The following is a 20564-nucleotide window of genomic DNA, read 5'->3' on the forward strand; positions in this document are numbered from 1 at the left end:
CATCCTCATGCCACCGGGTGCGCGGCGTCCACCGGAGGCGTCATGCGCGTGGCGATCGCGATGCGATTCCACACGTTGATCGTGGCGATCGCGAGCACCAGCGCGCCGAGCTCGCCCTCGTCGAAGAACGCGGCGGCCCGGTTCCAGACGGCATCGTCCACGGCGTTCTCGCCGAGGCGGGTGACGGCATCGGTCAGGGCGAGAACCGCCTTCTCCCGCTCATCCAGCAGGTCGCCGGCGTGCTCCCACGCGGTGGCGGCGGTGAGCACACGCTGGGGGATACCGGCCTTCAGCCCATCGGTCATGTGCATGTCCACGCAGAAGGTGCACCCGTTGAGGACGGAGGCGCGGATCTTCAGCAACTCGAACAGACGCTTGTCCACGTTCGTGCGCGCGTAGGCCTCCATCCCGATGACGGCCGTGTAGCCGAGGCGGTTGGTGCGGTTGATGTCGATGCGAGTCATGTGTCGTCCTGTTCTGGGAATGGCCCCCGACGTCTCACGGGACGGGGACCGATGGCGATGAGTGGTGTCACAGAGGTGTCGTGCGAGCGCGTGAAAGTGTGACATCGACTCGCGTCCCACAGCGATGGCGGGGGAGGGGGTGATGCGGTAAAATGCGTGTGCGGGCGTTTTCGCCCCGTGTCGCTGGCCGCTGAAGCGGAATCTGTGGCGCGGGCAGCGGAAGCCTCCGCGAGATCGCACCGGTGCACACCGGCCCCCCGGGAGGAATCCCGGACGTTCGCTCAGGAGGAGCATGCCGACCACGGCAACCGCCGCTTCACGGCGCAGGAAGTCCTCGTCTTCCCGTCGTGATGACGAGGCCCCGATCATCCCCATCCTCGCTCGCAAGGTGCGCGAGGTGGAGGCCAAGGCGCAGAAGGGCAAACTCGGCCCCACCAATCGCGTCAAGTTCCAGGTCATCGCGTTCCTGGTGCGCGAGGAGCGCACCCGCGTGAAGGCCGACCCTGATCTCACCGACTCCGCACGCGCCGAGCTGCTTAAGCGCCTCGAGGGCGTCGCGCAGATCCTCGCGAAGACCGCGGCCCGGGACACCTCGATCATCCCGCTGCTGGAGGCCGACCAGGCCACGAGTCCGGTGGCCAAGCGCATGCGCCGCGACTGGCTGCTCGAGTCCGGCGCCGAGCTCGCTCCGGACGAGCTGATCATCACGGACGTGGTGCCCGTCGCGGCCACGCCCGTGGTCTCGGCCGCCATCGCCGAGCGCCAGGTGACGCCGCCCATGGTGGAGTCTCGTCTCGAGTCGAACCCGTTCCTCGCACCGGACACCTCCGTCGTCATCCCGAAGGAGACACCACGGCGCCGTCTCGATGGCTGGGACCTCATGGGGCCGCTGTACAAGGCCTTCGAGACGGGCGCCGGGGGTGGGGCTGCGACGATGGCACTGCCGCCGGTTCCCGAGTTCGATCACATCTCGCCCAAGGGGCTGGAGGTGATGCCGCACCAGATGCGCTTCATCGAAGCCGTCCGCGCCGGCAAGCGCAGCTTCCTGCTGGCCGATGAGCCCGGTCTCGGCAAGACCGCGCAGTCGGTACTGGCCGCGTCGGTCGCCGGTGCCTACCCCCTCCTCGTGGTGGTCCCCAACGTCGTCAAGATGAACTGGGCCCGCGAGGTGGAGCGCTGGACGCCTCAGCGCCGCGCCACCGTCATCCAGGGCGACGGCGAGAACATCGACGCCTTCGCGGACGTGTTCATCGTGAACTACGAGATCCTCGACCGCCACCTCGAGTGGCTGAGCAAGGTGGGACTGCGCGGGCTGGTGGTGGATGAGGCCCACTTCATCAAGAACCTCAGCTCGCAGCGCTCGCAGAACGTGCTGGCCCTGGCGTCGCGCGTTCGCGAGACCACCCCGGGCGGCAACCCGCTGCTCATGGCCCTCACCGGTACGCCGCTGATCAACGACGTCGAGGACTTCGACGCGATCTGGCGCTTCCTGGGATGGACCAACGGGGAGCGCCCGGGTCCCGTCCTGGCCGACAAGCTCGACGCCACCGGCCTCACCCCCGCCGACAAGGCGTTCTACCCCGAGGCCCGTGACGCCGTGATCTCCATGGGCATCGTTCGCCGCAAGAAGAAGGACGTGGCCGCGGACCTTCCCGACAAGCTGATCGCCGATATGCCGGTGCAGCTGGACGACGAGTTCGGCCGCTCCATCCGCCAGGCCGAGCGGGAGCTCGGCGAGCGCATGGCAGCCAAATACCGCCGCATTATCGAGGCGCGCGGACGCGTCACCGACGGCATCGACGAGGACATCGTGCGGCTTGTCGCGCAGCACGAGTTCGACGATGCGAAGAACGCCGATGCCGGCGGCGACAACGTCTTCACGATGGTGCGCCGCATCGGTCAGGCGAAGGCGGGTCTTGCCGCCGACTACGCCGTCCAGCTGCAGCGGTCGGTGGGCAAGGTGGTGTTCTTCGCCAAGCACATCGACGTCATGAACCAGGCGGAGGCGCTGTTCGCGGCCAATGGTCTGCAGGCGGTGTCGATCCGAGGAGACCAGACGTCCACGACGCGTCAGGAGGCGATTGATGCCTTCAACAACGACCCGGCTGTCTCGATCGCGGTGTGCTCTCTGACCGCGGCAGGCGTCGGCGTCAACCTGCAGGCCGCATCCAACGTGGTGCTGGCCGAGCTCAGCTGGACCGCCGCGGAGCAGACGCAGGCGATCGACCGCGTGCACCGCATCGGCCAGGACGAGCCGGTCACCGCATGGCGCATCATCGCGGCACACACGCTGGACTCCAAGATCGCCGAGCTGATCGATCAGAAACAGGGATTGTCCCTGCGCGCGCTGGACGGCGTGTCCGTGGAGCCGGGCTCCCAGGACTCCGTGCAGCTGGCGGCTCTCATGCACCTGCTGCGCGAGGCTCTCGGCGCCTGAGACGCTCGTCGAGGCAGCCCCCGCACCCGGTGTGCGGGGGCTGCGTCGTTCTCGGCAGCCAGATGTAAGGAATTCGCATTCTTCACGCGTGATGCCGGAGAAATTGAGGTCGTCGGGGAAATTCCGCCTGATTTGCGTCAAGAACACCCGTTCTCATCGTCCTGAATGGCGCTGGAGGGTGGGAGACCGCTAGATTCGATGCAGGCACCGTCGCCTCGTTCCCCCTCCTTTCCAACGCGCGAAGGCAGCATTCACCATGAAGATCGGTATCCTCACCAGCGGCGGCGACTGCCCCGGACTGAACGCCGTGATCCGCGGCATCGTGCTCAAGGGCACCACGACCTACGACCTCGAGTTCGTGGGGATCCGTGACGGCTGGCGTGGTGTGGTCGAGGGCGACTTCATGCCCCTCACCCGTCACGAGGTGAAGGGCCTGTCCAAGACCGGCGGAACGATCCTCGGTACCAGCCGCACCAACCCCTACGAGGGCGACCGCGGCGGCGCGGAGAACATCGCGAAGACGCTGTACGGGCACAAGATCGACGGCATCATCGCCATCGGCGGCGAGGGGACGCTGGCGGCGGCCGATCGGCTGTCCAAGGACGGCATCAAGGTGATCGGCGTGCCGAAGACCATCGACAACGACCTTCAGGCGACCGACTACTCGTTCGGCTTCGACACGGCCGTCAACATCGCGACGGACGCGATGGACCGCCTCCGCACCACCGGCGACTCCCACCAGCGCTGCATGGTGGCCGAGGTGATGGGCCGCCACGTCGGCTGGATCGCGCTGCACGCCGGCATGGCGGCGGGCGCCCACGCCATCCTCATCCCCGAGCACCCGATGACCCTCGACGAGATCGCGGCGCTCGTCACCTCCGCGCACGACCGGGGCCGGGCGCCGCTGGTGGTGGTCTCCGAGGGCTTCACTCTCAAGGGCATGGACGAGGCGTACAGCGACAAGGGCCTCGACGCGTTCAACCGTCCGCGCCTGGGCGGCATCGGCGACCTGCTCGCCCCGGAGATCGAGCGCATCACCGGAATCGAGACCCGCGCCACGATCCTCGGCCACATCCAGCGCGGCGGAGCGCCCAGCGCCTTCGACCGCGTGCTGGCCACACGCCTCGGCCTGCACGCCGCCGACGCGATCGTCGACGGCGCCTGGGGACAGATGGTGGCCCTGCAGGGCACCGACATCGTTCGCGTTCCGTTCGCCGACGCGCTCGGTGAGCTGAACACGGTGCCGAAGCACCGCTACGACGAGGCTGCTGCTCTCTTCGGCTGAGCCGCGACGAGCAGGGCCGGGCTGCGGGACACCCCGCCCCGGCCTTGCGCCGTTCCGTGAGGCCGTGGTGGATCGGTCAGGCTTCTGACGGGGCCGGGCCGTAGGCGGTGACCACGCACCGCACCAGCTCCTGCTCCATGGCCTCGGTGAGTTCGGCCTCCAGCTCCTCGAACCGGGCGGCGGGATCGGACGGTGCCGCGGCGGCGATGAGGCGGTGGACGTCATCGATGGAGGTGACGTCCTCACGCTCGATGAGGGGCCCGAGCAGTTCCTGGAGCGAGATGACCGCTCGGTGGGTGCGCTGCGCTCCGATCAGCCCGGCGGCATCGCGGGCGATTGCGAGGTCCTGCTGACCCCAGTTGCCGAGGAACTGCAGGAAGCCGCCGTTGTAGACGTCCGCCTCGAGTCGCCAGAGCGCCACCAGTTCCCGATCGCGGGCGCTGAGGGCGGCGGCGTCCCAGCCGGCGCGCTGGAGCACACCGAGCGCTCCCTCGTAGAGCCGGTCCTGCTCGATGATCCAGAGGGACAGCGCCCCCTCGGGTTCCTCCTGACCGAGCGCGGGCCAGTTGACACCACGACCGTGGTCGACGAGCACCCAGCGCCGCTGCTGCGACGCGGGAAGCTCGGCCGCACGGGAGGCCCAGGAGAGTGGTGCGCCCAGGGTGCGGCCGTCATCGAGGTCCACGAGCACGCGGCGGGTGTCAAAGCGGACATCCACGATGCGGGCGCGGACGTGATCGGCGGAATGCGGTGTCACAGACCCATGATGCAGCACACGGGGCGGAAGGATCCCTTCCGCCCCGTGTGTGGCGACTGGCCTCAGACCGCGGGTTCGACCTCCGCCACGCCGAGGACCTCGAACAACCAGGCCAGCTCATAGGCACGTTCCTGCCACGAGTTGTAGCGGCCGGTGACGCCACCGTGCCCGGCCACCATCTCGCACTTGAGGAGCGCGTCGGCGCCGACGTCGCGCAGTCGGGCCACCCACTTGGCCGGTTCGACATACAGGACGCGGGTGTCGTTGAGCGAGGTGACGGCGAGGATGCGGGGGTAGTCCACGCCCTCTCGCACGTTCTCGTAGGGCGTGTACGACTTCATGTACTCGTACACCTCGGCGTCCGCGAGCGGGTTTCCCCACTCGTCCCACTCGATCACCGTGAGCGGGAGCGAGGGATCCAGGATCGAGGTGAGGGCGTCGACGAACGGCACCGAGGCGAGGACGCCGGCGAAGAGCTCGGGGGCGAGGTTGGCCACCGCGCCCATCAGCAGCCCGCCCGCCGAGCCGCCCTCGGCCACCATGCGCTCCGGAGAGGTGTATCCCTCCGCGACGAGGTGCCGGGCGACGGCCACGAAGTCCGAGAAGCTGTTCTTCTTGTTGCGGATCTTGCCGTCCTCGTACCAGGCGCGCCCCATCTCACCGCCGCCGCGCACGTGAGCCACCGCGAAGATCACACCGCGATCGAGCGCCGACAGCCGCATCGAGGAGAACCCGGGATCGATCGAGTGCTCGTACGATCCGTAGCCGTACAGGTGCAGCGGTCGCACGGGCGCTCCCGGACCCACCGGCCCGAAGGATCGTCGCCATACCAGGGAGACGGGGATCTGCGTGCCGTCGTCGGCCGTGGCCCAGACACGGGCCTGCTCGTAGTCGTCGGGGTCGTAGCCGCCGAGCACCGGCTGTTGCTTGCGCAGGTGCAGCTGTCCGGTTGCCACCTCCCAGTCGTAGACGCTGGAGGGCGTCACGAACGAGCCGTAGCCGAGTCGCACCTGCGGCGGTGCCCACTCGGAGTTGCCCGAGACGCCCACGCTGTACAGCGGCTCCTCGAAGCCCAGCTCATCGATCGCGCCGGTGGCGTAGTCGAGCCGTCCGACGCGGACGAGCCCTGCTCGGCGGTACTCCACCACGGCGAAGTCACGGAAGCACTCGATGCCCAGCACGCGCCTTCCCGGCTCATGAGGAAGCACAGGGGTGCGCTCGCCGCGAGGATCATCGGCGCTCACCCGGACCAGCTCGAAGTCGAGAGCATCGGCGTTGTGGGTGATGAAGAGCACATCTTCGCCGTCGATCACCGCGTGGTCGACGCCGTACTCGACTCCCTCCACGGCGGGCCAGACCACCGCGGGCGCCGAGGTCAGGTCGGCTGCCGGGACGAGCGCCACCTCGCTGGTGATGGAGGAGCCCTTCTCGATGACCAGGTACGCATCGCTGCGCGTGAAGCCGGCACCCACCCAGAACCGCTCGTCGTCCTCGTGGAACAACCGGACGTCCTCGGCGCGCGGTGTGCCGATCCGGTGCAGCCAGACGGTGTCGGGACGCCAGGCGTCATCGACCGTGGTGTAGATGAAGCCCGAGCCGTCGGGGACGAACTCGGCGCCGCCCGCGGTGCCCTCGATCACGTCGTCGTAGGTGACCCCGTCCACCAGGTTGCGCACCCGGATGGTGTACCGCTCGTCGCCCTCCACGTCGATACCCCACAGCATGTGGGTGCCGTCGCGCGAGATGTCCATGCTGCCGACGGAGAAGAACTCATGCCCTTCGGCCTCGACGTTGCCGTCGAAGAGCACCTCTTCGCCGTCGACCGGTGCGTCCGCGGTGAGCTGCGGGGGAGTCCAGTCGTCCGGGGAGGACAACGGTGCGCGGCACTGCACGCCGTACTGCTTGCCTTCGATCGTGCGGCCGTAGTACCACCAGTTGCCGCGTCGGCTGGGAACGGACAGGTCGCTTTCCAGGGTGCGCGCCTTCACCTCGTCGAAGATGCGCGCGCGCAACGCCGCGAGGTGCTCGGTGCGAGCGTCGGTGTAGGCGTTCTCGGCCTCGAGATGCGCGATGACCTCGGGGTCCTCCTTGGCGCGCAGCCACTCGTACGGGTCGGAGAAGGTGTCGCCGTGGTGGACGCGGTCGATCGGGCGCTGCTCGGCCCGGGGAGCCTGAATCTCTGTCACTGCTCCACGCTATCGCGCCCCCGGGCACGGCACGGCGGTCGTCCGGGGCGGTTCCTGGCGCAACGGTCGTTCCGGGGGACCAGGGGATCGCTGCGCCCGCCGGCCGGGTTGTCGCAGACCTGAGACAGCTTCGCGACAGATGCGCCACCGCCGGTTCACCCGCTCACCGTAGGGTCGAATCATGAACGCAGATCGGACAGCACGCGCCTGGGGGGCGCTGCTCCTCGCCACGTCTCTCACCCTTCCGCTCGCCGCCTGCGCGGCTGAGGTCCAGCAGCCCGCGAGTGCCACCTCGTCGAGTGCCGACAAGCCGACGACTACCGCGCCCTCGCCGAGCGCCTCCGCGACCGACGACGCGGCGGCCGCGATCGCGGGGTACGCCCCGGGTGAGATCCCGCCGATCCCCGCGCTGGTGATTCCGTCCATCGCGATGGCCGACGAAGCGCTCGCGGGGGTGGCCACCCGGTTCGCCTCCGACATCCCGCAGATCCCCGGCATCCGCATCACGCCCGCAGCCTGCGGCGACGCCGTCGCTCGCGCCACCGCGGGAGGGGTCATGGTGCTCAACGGCGATGGTTCCGGCTCGGTCTCCGGCGACGGCGGCACGACGGTCAACAACGGTGACGGCTCCGGCTCGTTCACCGTGGGCGACGGGGTGGGCGTCGTCAACGGCGACGGCTCGGGCTCGTTCAGCGGTGGCGATGTCACGATCGTGAGCAACGGTGACGGCTCCGGCTCCTACAGCGACGCGAACCTCACCGTCGTGGTGAACGGCGATGGTTCCGGCTCCTCGTCGGACGCGAACCGGGGCACGACACTGGTCAACAACGGCGACGGCTCGGGCTCGTTCTCCACGCAGACCACCACCATCGTCAACAACGGCGACGGCTCGGGCTCGTACAGCGACGGCGAGCACACGGTGGTCAACCACGGCGACGGCACCGGCCTGTTCGACGGGGCCACCATCGACATGGAACCGCTCGTGAAGGCTGCGCCCGTGGGCCTGTTCCCCAAGATGGGCGCGCTCGCTCCCATCGAGTACTGCGGCACCACCATCACGCTCGAGGACGGCGTGCTGTTCGACTTCGACCGCTCCGACATCCGCCCGGACGCCGCGGCCACCATGGATGCGCTGGCGAAGGCGCTGACCGCGCTGAGCGTGCCGGCCGCCGAGGTGGGCGGTCACACCGATGCGATCGGCGACGACGCGTACAACCTCACCCTGTCCGACGAACGCGCGCAGTCGGTCGTCGCCGCACTCCAGCAGCGCGGCGTCGCGACCTCATTCACCGCCGTCGGCTACGGCGAGAGCGCACCGGTCGCGCTCAACGAGATCAACGGCGCAGACAACCCCGAGGGGCGTCAGCTGAACCGGCGCGTCGAGATCTTCGTCCCCGCGTTCTGAGCCGGCCTCACCGTCTCCTCGCCTCCCCGTCGCCTCGCCGCGACGGGGAGGCGACCCGTCTGCGGCACCGCTGCGTTTTATCCGTCCCCGGGGCCGCGTGTAGGATTCTGAATGGCCGGTTGCCGGTTCTTGAAAACGAGGTGAACTCTTCGCTCACCAGGTCGATCACGTCGACGCCATTCCTCGTACATCCATCTGAAAGCGGCCGGTGGAACTCGCAGCCCTCATCGTCGTCCTGGTCATTCTCCTGGCGCTGTTCTTCGACTTCACGAACGGCTTCCACGACACCGCGAACGCGATGGCGACGCCCATCGCCACGGGTGCGCTGAAGCCCAAGACCGCGGTCCTCCTGGCGGCCGTGCTGAACCTGGTGGGGGCGTTCTTGTCCACCGAGGTGTCGAAGACCATCTCCGGCGGCATCATCAACGAGGCCGACATCCTCGCAGCAGACGACAGTCACACGCTGTTCCCCTCGCTGATCTTCGCCGCCCTGATCGGCGCGATCACCTGGAACATGCTCACCTGGCTGCTCGGCCTTCCCTCCAGCTCCTCGCACGCGCTGTTCGGCGGCCTCATCGGCGCCACGATCGTCGGCGTCAACATGTCGGCCATCAACTTCGGCGCGGTGATGTCCAAGATCATCCTGCCTGCCCTGATCGCGCCGTTCACGGCGGCCATCATCGCCTTCGTCGCCACGAAGATCGCGTACGGCGTCACCCGTCGCTATGACGGCAAACCCGACGGGCGCGACGGCTTCCGCTGGGGCCAGATCGTCACCAGCTCCATGGTGGCGCTCGCCCACGGCACCAACGACGCCCAGAAGACCATGGGTGTGATCACCCTGGCCCTGCTCACGGTCGGCTGGCAGTCGCAGCACGAGCCGCAGTTCTGGGTCATCCTGCTCTGCGCGCTCACGATCGCCGCGGGCACCTACATCGGCGGGTGGCGGATCATCCGCACGCTCGGCAAGGGTCTCACCGACGTCAAGCCCGCGCAGGGCTTCTCCGCCGAAGCGTCCACCGCCGCCACCATCCTGGCGTCGTCCGCATTCGGTTTCGCCCTCTCCACCACTCAGGTGGCCTCCGGCTCGGTCATCGGCTCCGGCCTCGGCCGCCGCGGCTCGAAGGTGCGCTGGGGGACAGCAGGAAAGATCATGATCGGCTGGCTGCTGACGCTGCCCGCCGCAGGTCTGGTCGGCGCGCTCGCGGCGCTCGTCGTGGTGGCGTTCGGTCACTGGGGCGTGCTCGTCGACGCCGTCATCGCGCTGGTCGTGATCATCGGGCTGTTCCTCTACTCGCGCCGCAACATGGTCCACGCCGGCAACGCCATGAGCGATGTCGCCGCCTCCGGCGTCGCTGTCGCCGTCGAGGACAACCCGCCGCCCACCCGCACCCAGCGCATGATCATGCGTGCGGAGGAGCGTGCTCAGGCTCAGGCCCAGCGGCAGATCGACGAGGTCGAGCGGCAAGCACGCGCGGCGGAACGCCGTGCCGTGGAAGCGGAGGAGTGGGCGCAGGAGGTCGAGCAGCGGCTGCGCAAGGCGGAGCGCAAGGCCAAGGCGGCCAAGGAGCAGGCAGCCGCCGCGAAGGTCAAGGCGAAGGACGTCCGCGACAAGTCCGAGAAGTCGCGCGCAGACAAGGCGCGCGCCAAGTCCGGTGGCGAGAAGGCAGCGAGCGCGGATCACCAGGGTGCGCGCGAGAAGAAGGAGTCGGGACGATGAGCATCGAGTGGAGCGCCTTTCTCAACGTCTTCGTCGGTGCGCTCATCGGCGCCTCCGCTGTGGTGCTCTTCTACGCGTGCGGCGTGCGCCTGCTGGTGCGCGCCGGCCGTGCGCCGGTGGTCGGTCCCGCTGAGTTCACCGACGCGATCACCGTCATCTCGGAGAAGGAGGCGCAGCGCGCTCAGAAGGCCGCGGCCAAGGCCGCGCGCAAGAGTCCGCTGACGTTCTCGCAGAAGCGCCTTGCCCTGTACGGTGCATACGCGTGCTTCACGCTGTGCGGCGCGGCGCTGCTGGGCGGCGTGCTCATGATCGTCTTCAAGAACGCCCTGTTCGGCTGACCCGTACTCTCCCTGCGCGACGCCCGCACGGATCGGTCCTCGCGCCTCGCGTCGGTGGCGGTTCCTAGACTGTCTGCATGAACGAGCTCCGCTTCGGTGCACACGCCCCCGCCCGTCGCACGTTGCTGCACCTCAGCGACACGCACCTTCTCGAAGGGGCGCGCCTCGGAGGTCGCTACGACACGGTGGCCAACCTCGAACGCACCCTGGAGCGCATCCGTGCCATGCAGCCGCATCCCGACGCGATCATCCTCACGGGGGATCTGACCGAGCGGGGAGAGCCCGCGTCGTATCGCCGTCTGCGCGTCCTGCTCGAGCCGCTCGCCCAGGAGATCGGTGCCACGCTCATCTGGGTGGCGGGAAACCACGACGAGCGGCCCGCTCTGCGCGAGCACCTGCTCGACCGGCCGGCCACGCAGGAACCGGTCACCTCTGTTCACGATCTGGACGGTCTGCGGGTGATCGCCCTCGATTCGACGGTGCCGGGGTGGCATCACGGCGAACTCGATGTGACGCAGCTGGAGTGGCTGCGAGAAGAGCTGAAGACTCCCGCACCGCTGGGCACGATCCTCGCGATGCACCACCCGCCGCTGCCCAGCCACATCCCGTTCTTCGACATCCTGGAGCTGCGCGATCAGCCGTCGCTCGCCGCCGCCATCGAGGGCGGCGACGTGCGCGCGATCCTCGCGGGGCACCTGCACTACTCCACCAGCGGGACGTTCCATGGTGTTCCAGTGAGCGTGGCATCTGCCACGTGTTACACGATGGATCTCGCCCTGCCCGATGACCGGGTGAACGGCATGGACGCCGGTCAGTCCTTCCACCTCGTCCATGTCTGGGACGACACCATCACCCATGCGGTCGTCCCGGTGGCATCGGCGGAGCCCGCGGACACCTTCACGCCGGAGTGGTACGCGAAGCTCGCGGCGATGAGCGAGCAGGAACGACTGGACTACTTCAGCCGCAAACGCTGAGGCATCCGCTGGTGTCTGGCCGGCCAGACGGTTCACTCACAGGGCGCCGTCGCGGACGCGCCCGCCGACTAAGCTGGATGCATCCCACTCGTTCACACACGACCCACGAGGCCGTACGAAGGAACTGACATATGGACGCAATGACGCGCACCCGCACGGAGACCGATTCGCTCGGCTCCCTCGACATTCCCGGCGACGCCTACTGGGGCATCCACACCGCCCGCGCGCTGGAGAACTTCCCGATCACCACGCGCCCCATCTCGGTGTATCCGGACCTCGTGATCGCCCTGGCGATGGTCAAGCAGGCGAGCGCTCGCGCCAACGCCGAGATCGGCGTGCTGAGCCAGGAGAAGGCCGATCTCATCGACCACGCCGCCCAGCGGGTGATCGACGGCGAGTTCCACGACCAGTTCATCGTCGGCGTCATCCAGGGTGGTGCGGGAACCTCCACCAACATGAACGCGAACGAGGTCATCACCAACATTGCGCTGGAGATGGCCGGGCGTGAGAAGGGCGACTACGCGTTCCTCTCGCCGATCGATCACACCAACCGCAGTCAGTCCACGAACGACGTGTACCCCACGTCGATCAAGATCGGGCTGTCGCTCACGCTGCGCAGCCTCCTCGTCGAACTGGATCTGCTGCGCACGTCGTTCCTGAACAAGGCGGGGGAGTTCCACGACATCCTCAAGGTGGGACGCACCCAGCTCCAGGACGCGGTGCCGATGACGCTCGGGCAGGAGTTCCACGGGTTCGCCACGACGCTGGGTGAGGACTACAGCCGTCTCAAGGAGAACGCCTTCCTCCTCACCGAGATCAACATGGGCGCGACGGCCATCGGTACCGGGATCACCACCCACCCGGGTTACGCCAACGCCGTGTGCACCCACCTGCGCGACATCTCCGGCATCCCGGTGAGCACCGCGACCGACCTGGTCGAATCGACGAGCGACACCGGCGCGTTCATGTCGTTCTCCTCGTCGCTCAAGCGCAATGCGATCAAGCTCTCGAAGATCTGCAACGACCTGCGTCTGCTGTCCTCGGGTCCGCAGGCCGGTCTCGGTGAGATCAACCTTCCGGCCCGCCAGGCCGGCTCTTCGATCATGCCCGGCAAGGTCAACCCGGTGATTCCCGAGGTCGTCAACCAGGTGGCGTTCGCCGTCGCGGGCTCCGACCTGACGGTGACGATGGCGGTGGAGGGCGGACAGCTGCAGCTCAACGCCTTCGAGCCGGTGATCGCCCACTCCATCTTCCAGTCGATCACCTGGATGCGACAGGCCATGTGGACGCTGCGCGTGAACTGCGTGGACGGCATCACCGCCAACACCGAGCGCCTCGGAGCCATGGTCGGCGCATCCGTGGGCGTGGTGACGGCGCTCACCCCGTTCATCGGCTACGCCTCGGCGGCCGCGCTCGCCAAGACCGCGCTGATGACCGGGCACAACATCGCCGACCTCGTGGTCGAGGCGGGTCTCATGACCCGCGAAGAGGTCATGAAGCAGATCTCGCCCGCACGCCTCACCGGTCTCGAGGTCGTCACCGGGACGATCCCCGTCATCCAGCCGGCGGAGAACGTGGTGACGGTGGAGGACGCGGCGAACGCCTGAGCTGAAACGAGGACGGCCGGTACCCGCGGGTACCGGCCGTCCTCGTTTCACGCGCCGTGCTGTCCGAGTATCTCCACGATCTCGTCGTACCCGCGCTCGCGAGCGAGGTCCGCGGGGGAGGCACCCCACGGATCGGACATGTCGGAGCGGGCCCCGTGGCGCAGCAGCAGGGTAACGATCTCCTGCCGGGCGGGACCACCGTCGCCGAGGATGATGGTCTCGATCAGCGCGGTCCAGCCCAGGTTGTTCGTGAGGTTCACGTTGATGCGGGTGTTCTCCAGCAGGTAGTGCACGACCTCGCGATGGCCCTTCTCGGCAGCCGGGGTCAGCCCGTTGCCGCCCATCCGCGTCCGTCGGGTGATGTCGGCGCCGGCCTCCACCATGATCCGCACCAGCGTGAGATCTCCGGCGATGCATCCGAACAGGAACGGGTTCGCGCAGATCTGATCCTGCGCATCGATATCGACGCCCTCGGCGATGAGTGCGCGCACCGTGTCGTGGTGACCGCCGCGTGCCGCGAGCAGAATCGCGGTGGCCTCCTCGTGGTCCGTGACATCGCGGTTCGCGCCGCCCGCCAGGGCCTCGCGGACTCTCGCGAGATCACCCGCAGCCGCCGCCGACAGGTAGTCGCGGTCGATGTCACGGAGTGCGAAGGCGAGGGGCATGGGGAGACTCCTTCGGGAGGGTGCCGGGCGCGGATAATGGTATACCATTCTGAGCTCTTCGTGATCGATCCCGTGTATGGACCTCGACCGGCTGCGAGCAGGTCTGGGAGAATGGCGGGGTGAGCACTCCCCACAAGCGCGAGCCCGAATCCGTCCGGGTGACCACCTGGCTGCGAGACGCGATCCTCGACGGTGAGCGTCCGCCCGGCAGCCGATTGATCGAGCGCGATCTCGCCGCCGAATTCGGCGTCAGCCGTATCCCCGTGCGTGACGCGCTGAAGCAACTGGTCACGGAGGGGCTGGTGGAGCCGCGACCGAACACCTGGGCGATCGTGCGTGAGTTCACCGATGCCGACCTCGCCGACCTCGACGAGGTGCGGGCCGTGCTGGATCCGCTCGCGTTCCGTCTGGCGGCTGAACGCCACCGCCGGGACGGACTGGAGCGGCTTGAGGCCGCGCTGGCGCAGGAGCAGGAGGGGGCGCGCTCGGGTGAACCCGTGGCCTCCCGTCGCGCCGCCGCAGACTTCCACGAGATCGTCACGGAGCTCAGCGAGAACCGTCTGCTCGGGGAGATGATGCGCGGCATTCGCAGCCGCGTGCGCTGGGCGCTCACCCAGCACGACGATCTGCAGCACATCAGCAGTGAGCACGTCGCGCTGTTCGAGGCGATCCGGGATCGCGACGGCGATCGTGCGGCGCGTCTTGCCACCGAGCACCTGGAGAGCAGCCGCAGGGAACGTGTCGCTCACACCGAGGCCAGGCGCACCGGCGTCATCCGCACCATCCGCTGATCCGGTCCGTGCCGCTCGCACCCTTCAGCGCATCGTAACCAGGGGAGCGCATCGTGACCAGGTGAGGGTCGCGGGGCGAGGCGACGTCAGTCGTGGATGCGGCAGTGCGTGACGAGCTCGCCGATCCCATCGATGCCGACGGTGACGGTGGAACGATCGCGGAGGAAGATCTGCGGATCCCGTGAGTACCCGGCACCTCCGGGGCTTCCGGTGGAGATGAGGGTTCCCGGGAGCAGGGTCACCGATGAGGACAGGTGGGAGATCAGCTGGGAAACCGGACGGATCATCTGCCCCGTCGAGCCGTCCTGCACCATGTGACCGTCGACGATGGTCCAGATGTGCAAGTCCTGCGGGTCGTCGATCTCGTCGGCCGTCACCAGGAACGGGCCGGTGGGGGTGAATCCGTCGAAGGACTTGCACCGGCACCACTGCGCCTCGGAGAACTGGATGTTGCGCGCCGTGATGTCATTGACCACCGTGTAGCCCCACACGTGCTGCAGCGCCTCGTCCTGCGTCACGTTCTTGGCCGTCCGGCCGATGATCACGCCGAGCTCGGCCTCGTAGTCGACGTTCTCGCTCAGCTCACGCGGCCAGCTCGTCGTGTTGTGGTGCCCGGTGAGGGAGTTGGGCCACAGCGTGAACACCGTCGGTGCGGCATCCGCCTTCAGCCCGAGCTCACCCGCATGCGCCGCATAGTTGAGACCGATCGCGAGGATGACCGGCGGTCGCTGTACCGCCGACGCGAACTCCTGGCCCGCCCACGGGAAGCGATCCGCCCCGGGCAGTGCCTCGCGGATGCGCGTGAGGGCATCGTCACCCCCCTCGATGAGGCGAGTCAGATCGGAGGGCGCGCCGGGATAGAGCTCGGAGAGGATGATCGCATCGTCCTCGTCGATGACGCACAGCGTCGGTTCGGGGCTCGCCGGCAGCTGAATGTGGGCGAAGCGCATGTCTCCACGTTACCGGCCGGTCGTGGAACCCGGGTGGATTCCACAAACGATCCGCTCCGTCGCGCGAAAGAGCACCGATGCGACGGATGCTGCCGCGCGGCAGTAACGCCGCTCCGGCGCGACGCCCTAGGCTGTCAGCCATGACGTTCGGCCCTGGTTCTCACCAGTCGCCGATGGGGGCGCCTCAGCAGTACCCGTCGACGGCTTCGCACGCGAACAGTGCACCAACCTCGCTCACCCCTCCCGCCTACGGTGCGCCCGTCGGGTACGGCACGCTTCCCGCCTATGCCGCACCCGCGCCGCAGTCCGCGGTTCCGCAGCTGCCCCTGCCCACCGTGAAGGGGCGGCACACGGCGGTGTGGCTGTGGGTGATCCTCGGATTCCTCCTCCTGCTGGTGGCCGCGTACATGCTGCTCGGCATCGGGTCCACGGGTGCCGTGGTGGGAATGATCCTCGCGCTCGTACCGCTCGCCATCGTGGTCACGGCCGCCCTTCTGATCGACCGGTGGGAGCCGGAGCCCCGCTCCCTGGTGCTGTTCGCCCTCGGCTGGGGCGGCATCGCCGCGGTCGCGATTTCGCTCATCGTGGGGATCGCCGTCGCGTTCGCGCTTCCGCCCACCGCGGAGGCAGACGCCCTCATGACGGTCATCGAGGCCCCCATCGTGGAGGAGCTGGCGAAGGGCCTCGGCCTGCTGATCCTCGTGGTGATGGGAAAGCGCGCGTTCGACGGCCCCGTTGACGGGATCGTCTATGCGATGCTGATCGCCGCGGGCTTCGCGTTCACCGAGAACATCCAGTACTTCGGCCAGGCCCTTGCCGACGGCGTCGACTCGCTGACGCTCACCTTCTTCCTCCGCGGGATCATGTCGCCGTTCGCGCACGCGATGTTCACCGCCGTCACCGGCTTCTGCGTCGGGCTGGCGGTGCGTCAGGGCAACCGGGGAAACGTGGTGGGCATGTTCCTGCTGGGCTGGGTGGGCGCCGCGTGTCTGCATGCCCTGTGGAACGGCTCCGCGGTGTTCGGTGACCTGCTCGCGCTGTACTTCGCCATCCAGGTCCCGCTGTTCATCCTCTTCATCGTCGGCATCATCCTGTTGCTGCGCGAGGAGTCGAAGCTCACGCGCATGCGTCTCAGCGACTACGCCGCTGCGGGCTGGTTCACCCCGCAGGAGGTCAACATGCTGGCGACACGCCCCGGTCGGCGCGCCGCGCTCGCGTGGGCCAGCAGCCTCGGCAGCGGTCGCGGGCGTGAGATGAAGCAGTTCATCGTCGACGCCACCGAACTCGCCGCCGTGCGTCAGCGAGCGATCTCCGGTCGTGATCCGCAGGCCGGTGCGGACGAATGGGTGCTGCTGAACCGCACGGTGGCCGATCGCCAGGCACTGCTCGCGCGCTGAGCCCGGACAGACTCAACGCCCGGGGTCGGGGCACTGCCTCCGAAACCTGCCGGGCGTTGAGTTGGCGTGCAGCCATGATGCGCTCCTGGCGAACGAGTGTCAAGAGGCTTTGACCGCGCCCCGTCCTCCCCGCAAAGATGGAGACATGACTGCAGACCGCACGAAGCCTGAATTCGACGCTCCCTCCGGCCCCGCGCCCAGCGAGCTCGTCATCCGCGACATCATCGTGGGCGACGGCGCCGAGGCGAAGCCCGGCGACAACGTCACCGTCCACTACGCCGGCGTGGAGTTCGAGTCCGGCGAGGAGTTCGACTCGTCCTGGGGGCGCGGAGAGTCCATCCAGTTCCCGCTTCGCGGCCTGATCCAGGGCTGGCAGGACGGCATTCCCGGCATGCGGGTCGGCGGTCGACGCGAACTGGTGATCCCGCCGCACCTGGCCTACGGTCCTGCCGGAGGTCACTTCCTCGGCGGCAAGACGCTGATCTTCATCATCGACCTGCTCGCCGTCGGCTGAGACCGATGACGCAGCGCAGGGCCCGGGGCATCAGCTCTGGGCCCTGCGCCTTTCACGTGTGAGGATCAGGAAGGCGCGGCTTCACGCGGAAGACGGGGGAGGGGATCGCTCGCCTCGCCGGCGGCATGGCGCACCGCATCGGTCACGAGTGTCCGGGGGTCGGGGCCGTACAGCGGCTCGGCACGCCACCGCGCGTCGAACGTGCCCGCTTCGGGATCGGCGACGATCCGGAAGCGGTGCGGGGTCGAAGGCAGCACCACATCGCAGATCACGCAGGTGTCCGTGAGGACCGCACGAGCGGTCACGGCGACGGTCCCACGTCGATCGGACGGATCGACCGGCAGGTTCCCACCGCCGAGGCCGGGGAGGGCGCCGGCGATCCAGTGGCCGCGGCCACCGGCGAGAGTCGCCGATTCGCCATCGGGAAAGACGAGGCCGAAGCGCAGGTCCCCCTCGCCGCCCTCCACCCGGAGCGCGGTGAGGGCGACCCGGGAGGGTCCGAAGCCTTCCCACGCCCCGTCGGCAGCCGCAGAGGCGCGCGGCTCGTAGGTGCTCCCCGTGCCGAGGTGCGTCGCCCCGTCGCGGGGGAGCTGTGCCTGCGCCGGGAGGGGCAGATCGATCTCGCGCCGCACGGTGTGATCGATCGGTGCGTCGAGGGCGGGCAGCAGGTGCCGCCACACCCGCTCCAGCAGATCCTGGCTGAGACCATCGGTCTGTTCGCCGGTGAGCGCGATCACCGTGTCGTGCTCCGCGAGCACCAGCACGAACTGGCCGTAGGCGCCGTCGGCGCGGAACCCGTGGCGTGATCGCCACAGCTGCAGACCGTAGCCCGCGCTCCAATCCGGTGCGGCCGGATCGTGGTTGTCGATCTGCGAGCGGGTGAGTTCCGCCACCAGTGCCGCCGACACGATGCGCGTGCCCGAGGCCATGCCCTCGTCGCGAAGCAGCATGCCGATGCGGGCCATGTCCTCGATCGTCAGATGCAATCCGCTGAAGCCCTCGTCGTCGCCGGCGGCGCGGAACCAGGCGAACTCGCCGATCCCGATCGGGCCCAGGACGCGCGTGCGTGCGCGCTCGGCGAGCGATTCTCCCGTCACGTGCCGTACCAGTGCGCCGAGCACGTAGGTCGCTCCGCTGTCGTAGCTGAAGATCGATCCCGGCTCCGTGTCGAGGGGAAGACGGAACCAGGCGTCGACGAGCGGGACGCCCTCGCGCACCGCCAGCTCCTCCATCGGACCCAGCGACTCCGAACTGTGGCCCGAGGACATTCGTGCAAGGTGGCGTACGGTGAGGCGTGCAGCAGCGGGATCGGCGTGCGCGATGCCGAGCACGTCGGCTGCGACGTCGTCGAGGCCGAGGAGTCCGTCGTCGATCGCCGTCGCGAGCGCCAGCATCGTCACGGTCTTACTCACGGAGTACAGCAAGCGTCGATCGGTCAGCGCCCGCGGGGCGGCCGCAGCCTCCGCAAGGACGGTGTCGCCGCGCACGATGAGCAGACCGTGCAGTTCCAGGTGATCGGCGCCGACACCGGCGAGGAAGTCATCGAGTGCGGATTCGAGGTGCGCGGTGGCAGGCATGCGCCACAGTCTACGAGCGCCTGACGGCGCCGGCTCCACCGATGCGAGTGCGTCCCCGGCGGGCGGCGGGTCTGCGAGATCAGGGCTCGGGATGCTCGGCGTCGTAGGCCCGGAAGCGGGGGTTGAGTCGTGCCAGCACCGCGATGAGCACCACGATGATCATTCCGCCGAGCAACGGCGGGAACCACTCGGCCAGCAGGGTCGCGAGCAGGCCGCACCACAGCGCGCCGAGGCGCGGTCCGCCCGTGACCACGACGGTGAAGATGCCCTGCAGCCGTCCGCGCATCGTGTCGGGCACCGCTGCCTGCATCATGGTGCTGCGGAAGATCGAGCTGATGTTGTCCGCGGCGCCGGACACGGCGAGCGCCATGCAGGCGAGCACGATCAGGATCACGTTGGCGTGCGTGGCATCGGCCGGTGCCGGTCCGAGGACGCCCAGCCAGCCGGTCAGCACGATCGCCCCGAACAGCGTGATCATGGCGCCGTAGACGATGATCGAGCGCTCGATGCCGCGCCCATGCCATCGATACCTGCTCACCGGTCCGGAGAACAGGCTGGACAGGAAGGCCCCCACGGCCACCGCCGCGGTGAGGATACCGGTGGTGATGGGGCCACCGCCGAGGATGGTCGCGCCGATGGCGGGGAGCAGGGCCATGGGCTGCCCGAAGGTCATCGCGATGATGTCCATCAGATACTGCAGGCGGATGTTGCCGGCCCGCCGCAGGAAGCGGACGCCATCCCGCAGCGATTCCAGGCCGGGGCGCACGATCTCACCCTCCGGCTTCAGGGAGGGCAGCGTCCACAGCCCGAGGAACAGACCCAGCATGAGCACGACGTCGATCGAGTACGTCCACGCATAGCCCGTCGTGGCCACCAGCACACCGGCGAGGGCCGGCCCGACCATCACCATGATGCCGATGGTGATGCCGCCGAGCGCGGAGGCGGCCGGCAGCAGTTCGCGCGGCAGCAGCCGTGGGGTGATGGCGCTGCGCGTGGCCATCACGATCGAGTTGGCGGAGGCGTTCACGATGGACAGCCCGTACAGCCACCACTGCGTTTCCTGTCCGCTCCAGGCGAGGACGGCCAGGAGCAGGGTGGAGCAGAAGGTGACGGAGGCGGCCAGGAGGGCCACCGTCCGCCGGTCGAAGGCGTCGGCCAGCATCCCGCCGTACAGGCCGGCTATCACCATGGGCGCGAGCCCGGCGACCGCGATCATCGACACCGCGAAGGTGGAGCCGGTCAGCGCGAACATGTGCAGCATGACCGCGGCAATGGTGAGCTGCCCGCCGAGCCCACTGAGCGTGGACCCGATCCACATGCGCGCGAACGCCGGTGAAGCGCGGAACGGCGACAGGTCGATGAAGGCGCTGCGGCTCATGCGCGGGGGGACGAGGGATACGGATCGCGACTGGCGGGCGGCATGAGAACCAGCGTATCCGCGCACACGGACACCGGATCGGCCGTCGTGAGCCGGCGGCGTGCGCCAGCGACGCCGGC

General features: G+C 68.6%; 17 protein-coding genes. 10 read left to right on the top strand and 7 right to left on the bottom strand.

Annotated elements, in window-relative coordinates; translation table 11 throughout:
- Positions 1 to 5: 5 nt before the first annotated feature.
- Positions 6 to 464, bottom strand: coding sequence for a carboxymuconolactone decarboxylase family protein (locus tag LQ566_RS00180; RefSeq protein ID WP_231089532.1), 459 nt, complete (start codon positions 462 to 464; stop codon positions 6 to 8).
- A gap of 292 nt (positions 465 to 756) precedes the next feature.
- On the opposite strand from LQ566_RS00180, the gene LQ566_RS00185 reads away from it, so the two are divergent.
- Positions 757 to 2901, top strand: coding sequence for a DEAD/DEAH box helicase (locus tag LQ566_RS00185; protein WP_231089533.1), 2145 nt, complete (start codon positions 757 to 759; stop codon positions 2899 to 2901).
- Positions 2902 to 3157: 256 nt separating this feature from the next.
- The gene (locus LQ566_RS00190; RefSeq protein ID WP_231089534.1) at positions 3158 to 4186 is read left to right on the top strand and encodes an ATP-dependent 6-phosphofructokinase; all 1029 of its coding nucleotides are present in this window, start codon (positions 3158 to 3160) and stop codon (positions 4184 to 4186) included.
- A gap of 76 nt (positions 4187 to 4262) precedes the next feature.
- Here the strand turns inward: LQ566_RS00190 and LQ566_RS00195 are convergent, their stop codons facing one another.
- On the bottom strand, positions 4263 to 4943 hold the full coding sequence (locus LQ566_RS00195) for a DMP19 family protein (RefSeq protein WP_231089535.1): 681 nt from the start codon (positions 4941 to 4943) through the stop codon (positions 4263 to 4265).
- Between the two features lie 62 nt (positions 4944 to 5005).
- Positions 5006 to 7129 (bottom strand): S9 family peptidase, encoded by a 2124-nt coding sequence (locus tag LQ566_RS00200; protein ID WP_372459766.1) that lies wholly within the window; start codon positions 7127 to 7129, stop codon positions 5006 to 5008.
- Positions 7130 to 7310: 181 nt separating this feature from the next.
- Here LQ566_RS00200 and LQ566_RS00205 point away from each other — a divergent pair, with 181 nt between their 5' ends.
- The 5 genes from LQ566_RS00205 to LQ566_RS00225 all read left to right on the top strand — a co-directional run bounded on the left by LQ566_RS00205 (position 7311) and on the right by LQ566_RS00225 (position 13173).
- Entirely contained in the window at positions 7311 to 8534 is a 1224-nt protein-coding gene (locus tag LQ566_RS00205) for an OmpA family protein (RefSeq protein WP_231089536.1), read from the top strand.
- A gap of 208 nt (positions 8535 to 8742) precedes the next feature.
- Positions 8743 to 10254: an inorganic phosphate transporter gene (locus LQ566_RS00210; RefSeq protein ID WP_231089537.1), complete on the top strand. Its 1512-nt coding sequence runs from the start codon at positions 8743 to 8745 to the stop codon at positions 10252 to 10254.
- Entirely contained in the window at positions 10251 to 10592 is a 342-nt protein-coding gene (locus LQ566_RS00215) for a peptidase (protein ID WP_231089538.1), read from the top strand. Before LQ566_RS00210 ends, LQ566_RS00215 begins: the two co-directional genes overlap by 4 nt.
- Positions 10593 to 10669: 77 nt before the next feature.
- On the top strand, positions 10670 to 11566 hold the full coding sequence (locus LQ566_RS00220; protein WP_231089539.1) for a phosphodiesterase: 897 nt from the start codon (positions 10670 to 10672) through the stop codon (positions 11564 to 11566).
- A 140-nt stretch (positions 11567 to 11706) separates the two neighbouring features.
- Complete coding sequence (locus tag LQ566_RS00225) at positions 11707 to 13173, top strand: aspartate ammonia-lyase (protein ID WP_231091336.1); 1467 nt, start codon at positions 11707 to 11709, stop codon at positions 13171 to 13173.
- 47 nt (positions 13174 to 13220) lie between these two features.
- Here LQ566_RS00225 and LQ566_RS00230 read toward each other — a convergent pair whose 3' ends face one another.
- A complete protein-coding gene (locus LQ566_RS00230; protein ID WP_231089540.1) occupies positions 13221 to 13838 on the bottom strand; it encodes an ankyrin repeat domain-containing protein in 618 nt (205 codons plus the stop codon).
- Positions 13839 to 13957: 119 nt separating this feature from the next.
- On the opposite strand from LQ566_RS00230, the gene LQ566_RS00235 reads away from it, so the two are divergent.
- Positions 13958 to 14629: a GntR family transcriptional regulator gene (locus LQ566_RS00235; protein WP_231089541.1), complete on the top strand. Its 672-nt coding sequence runs from the start codon at positions 13958 to 13960 to the stop codon at positions 14627 to 14629.
- An 86-nt stretch (positions 14630 to 14715) separates the two neighbouring features.
- Here the strand turns inward: LQ566_RS00235 and LQ566_RS00240 are convergent, their stop codons facing one another.
- Positions 14716 to 15579 (bottom strand): fumarylacetoacetate hydrolase family protein, encoded by an 864-nt coding sequence (locus LQ566_RS00240; protein ID WP_231089542.1) that lies wholly within the window; start codon positions 15577 to 15579, stop codon positions 14716 to 14718.
- A 140-nt stretch (positions 15580 to 15719) separates the two neighbouring features.
- Here LQ566_RS00240 and LQ566_RS00245 point away from each other — a divergent pair, with 140 nt between their 5' ends.
- The gene (locus LQ566_RS00245) at positions 15720 to 16976 is read left to right on the top strand and encodes a PrsW family intramembrane metalloprotease (protein WP_231089543.1); all 1257 of its coding nucleotides are present in this window, start codon (positions 15720 to 15722) and stop codon (positions 16974 to 16976) included.
- 145 nt (positions 16977 to 17121) lie between these two features.
- Positions 17122 to 17490, top strand: a complete 369-nt coding sequence (locus LQ566_RS00250) for an FKBP-type peptidyl-prolyl cis-trans isomerase (RefSeq protein WP_231089544.1) — start codon at positions 17122 to 17124, stop codon at positions 17488 to 17490.
- Positions 17491 to 17555: 65 nt separating this feature from the next.
- On the opposite strand, the gene LQ566_RS00255 is transcribed toward LQ566_RS00250, so the two are convergent.
- Both LQ566_RS00255 and LQ566_RS00260 read right to left on the bottom strand, forming a co-directional pair.
- Positions 17556 to 19067 carry a serine hydrolase domain-containing protein gene (locus LQ566_RS00255; RefSeq protein WP_231089545.1) on the bottom strand — a complete coding sequence of 504 codons (1512 nt, stop codon included), beginning with the start codon at positions 19065 to 19067 and terminating at the stop codon, positions 17556 to 17558.
- A gap of 79 nt (positions 19068 to 19146) precedes the next feature.
- Positions 19147 to 20445 (bottom strand): MFS transporter, encoded by a 1299-nt coding sequence (locus tag LQ566_RS00260; RefSeq protein ID WP_231089546.1) that lies wholly within the window; start codon positions 20443 to 20445, stop codon positions 19147 to 19149.
- Positions 20446 to 20564: the final 119 nt, after the last annotated feature.

This window comes from Microbacterium nymphoidis (assembly GCF_021044885.1).
Lineage (GTDB): Bacteria > Actinomycetota > Actinomycetes > Actinomycetales > Microbacteriaceae > Microbacterium > Microbacterium nymphoidis.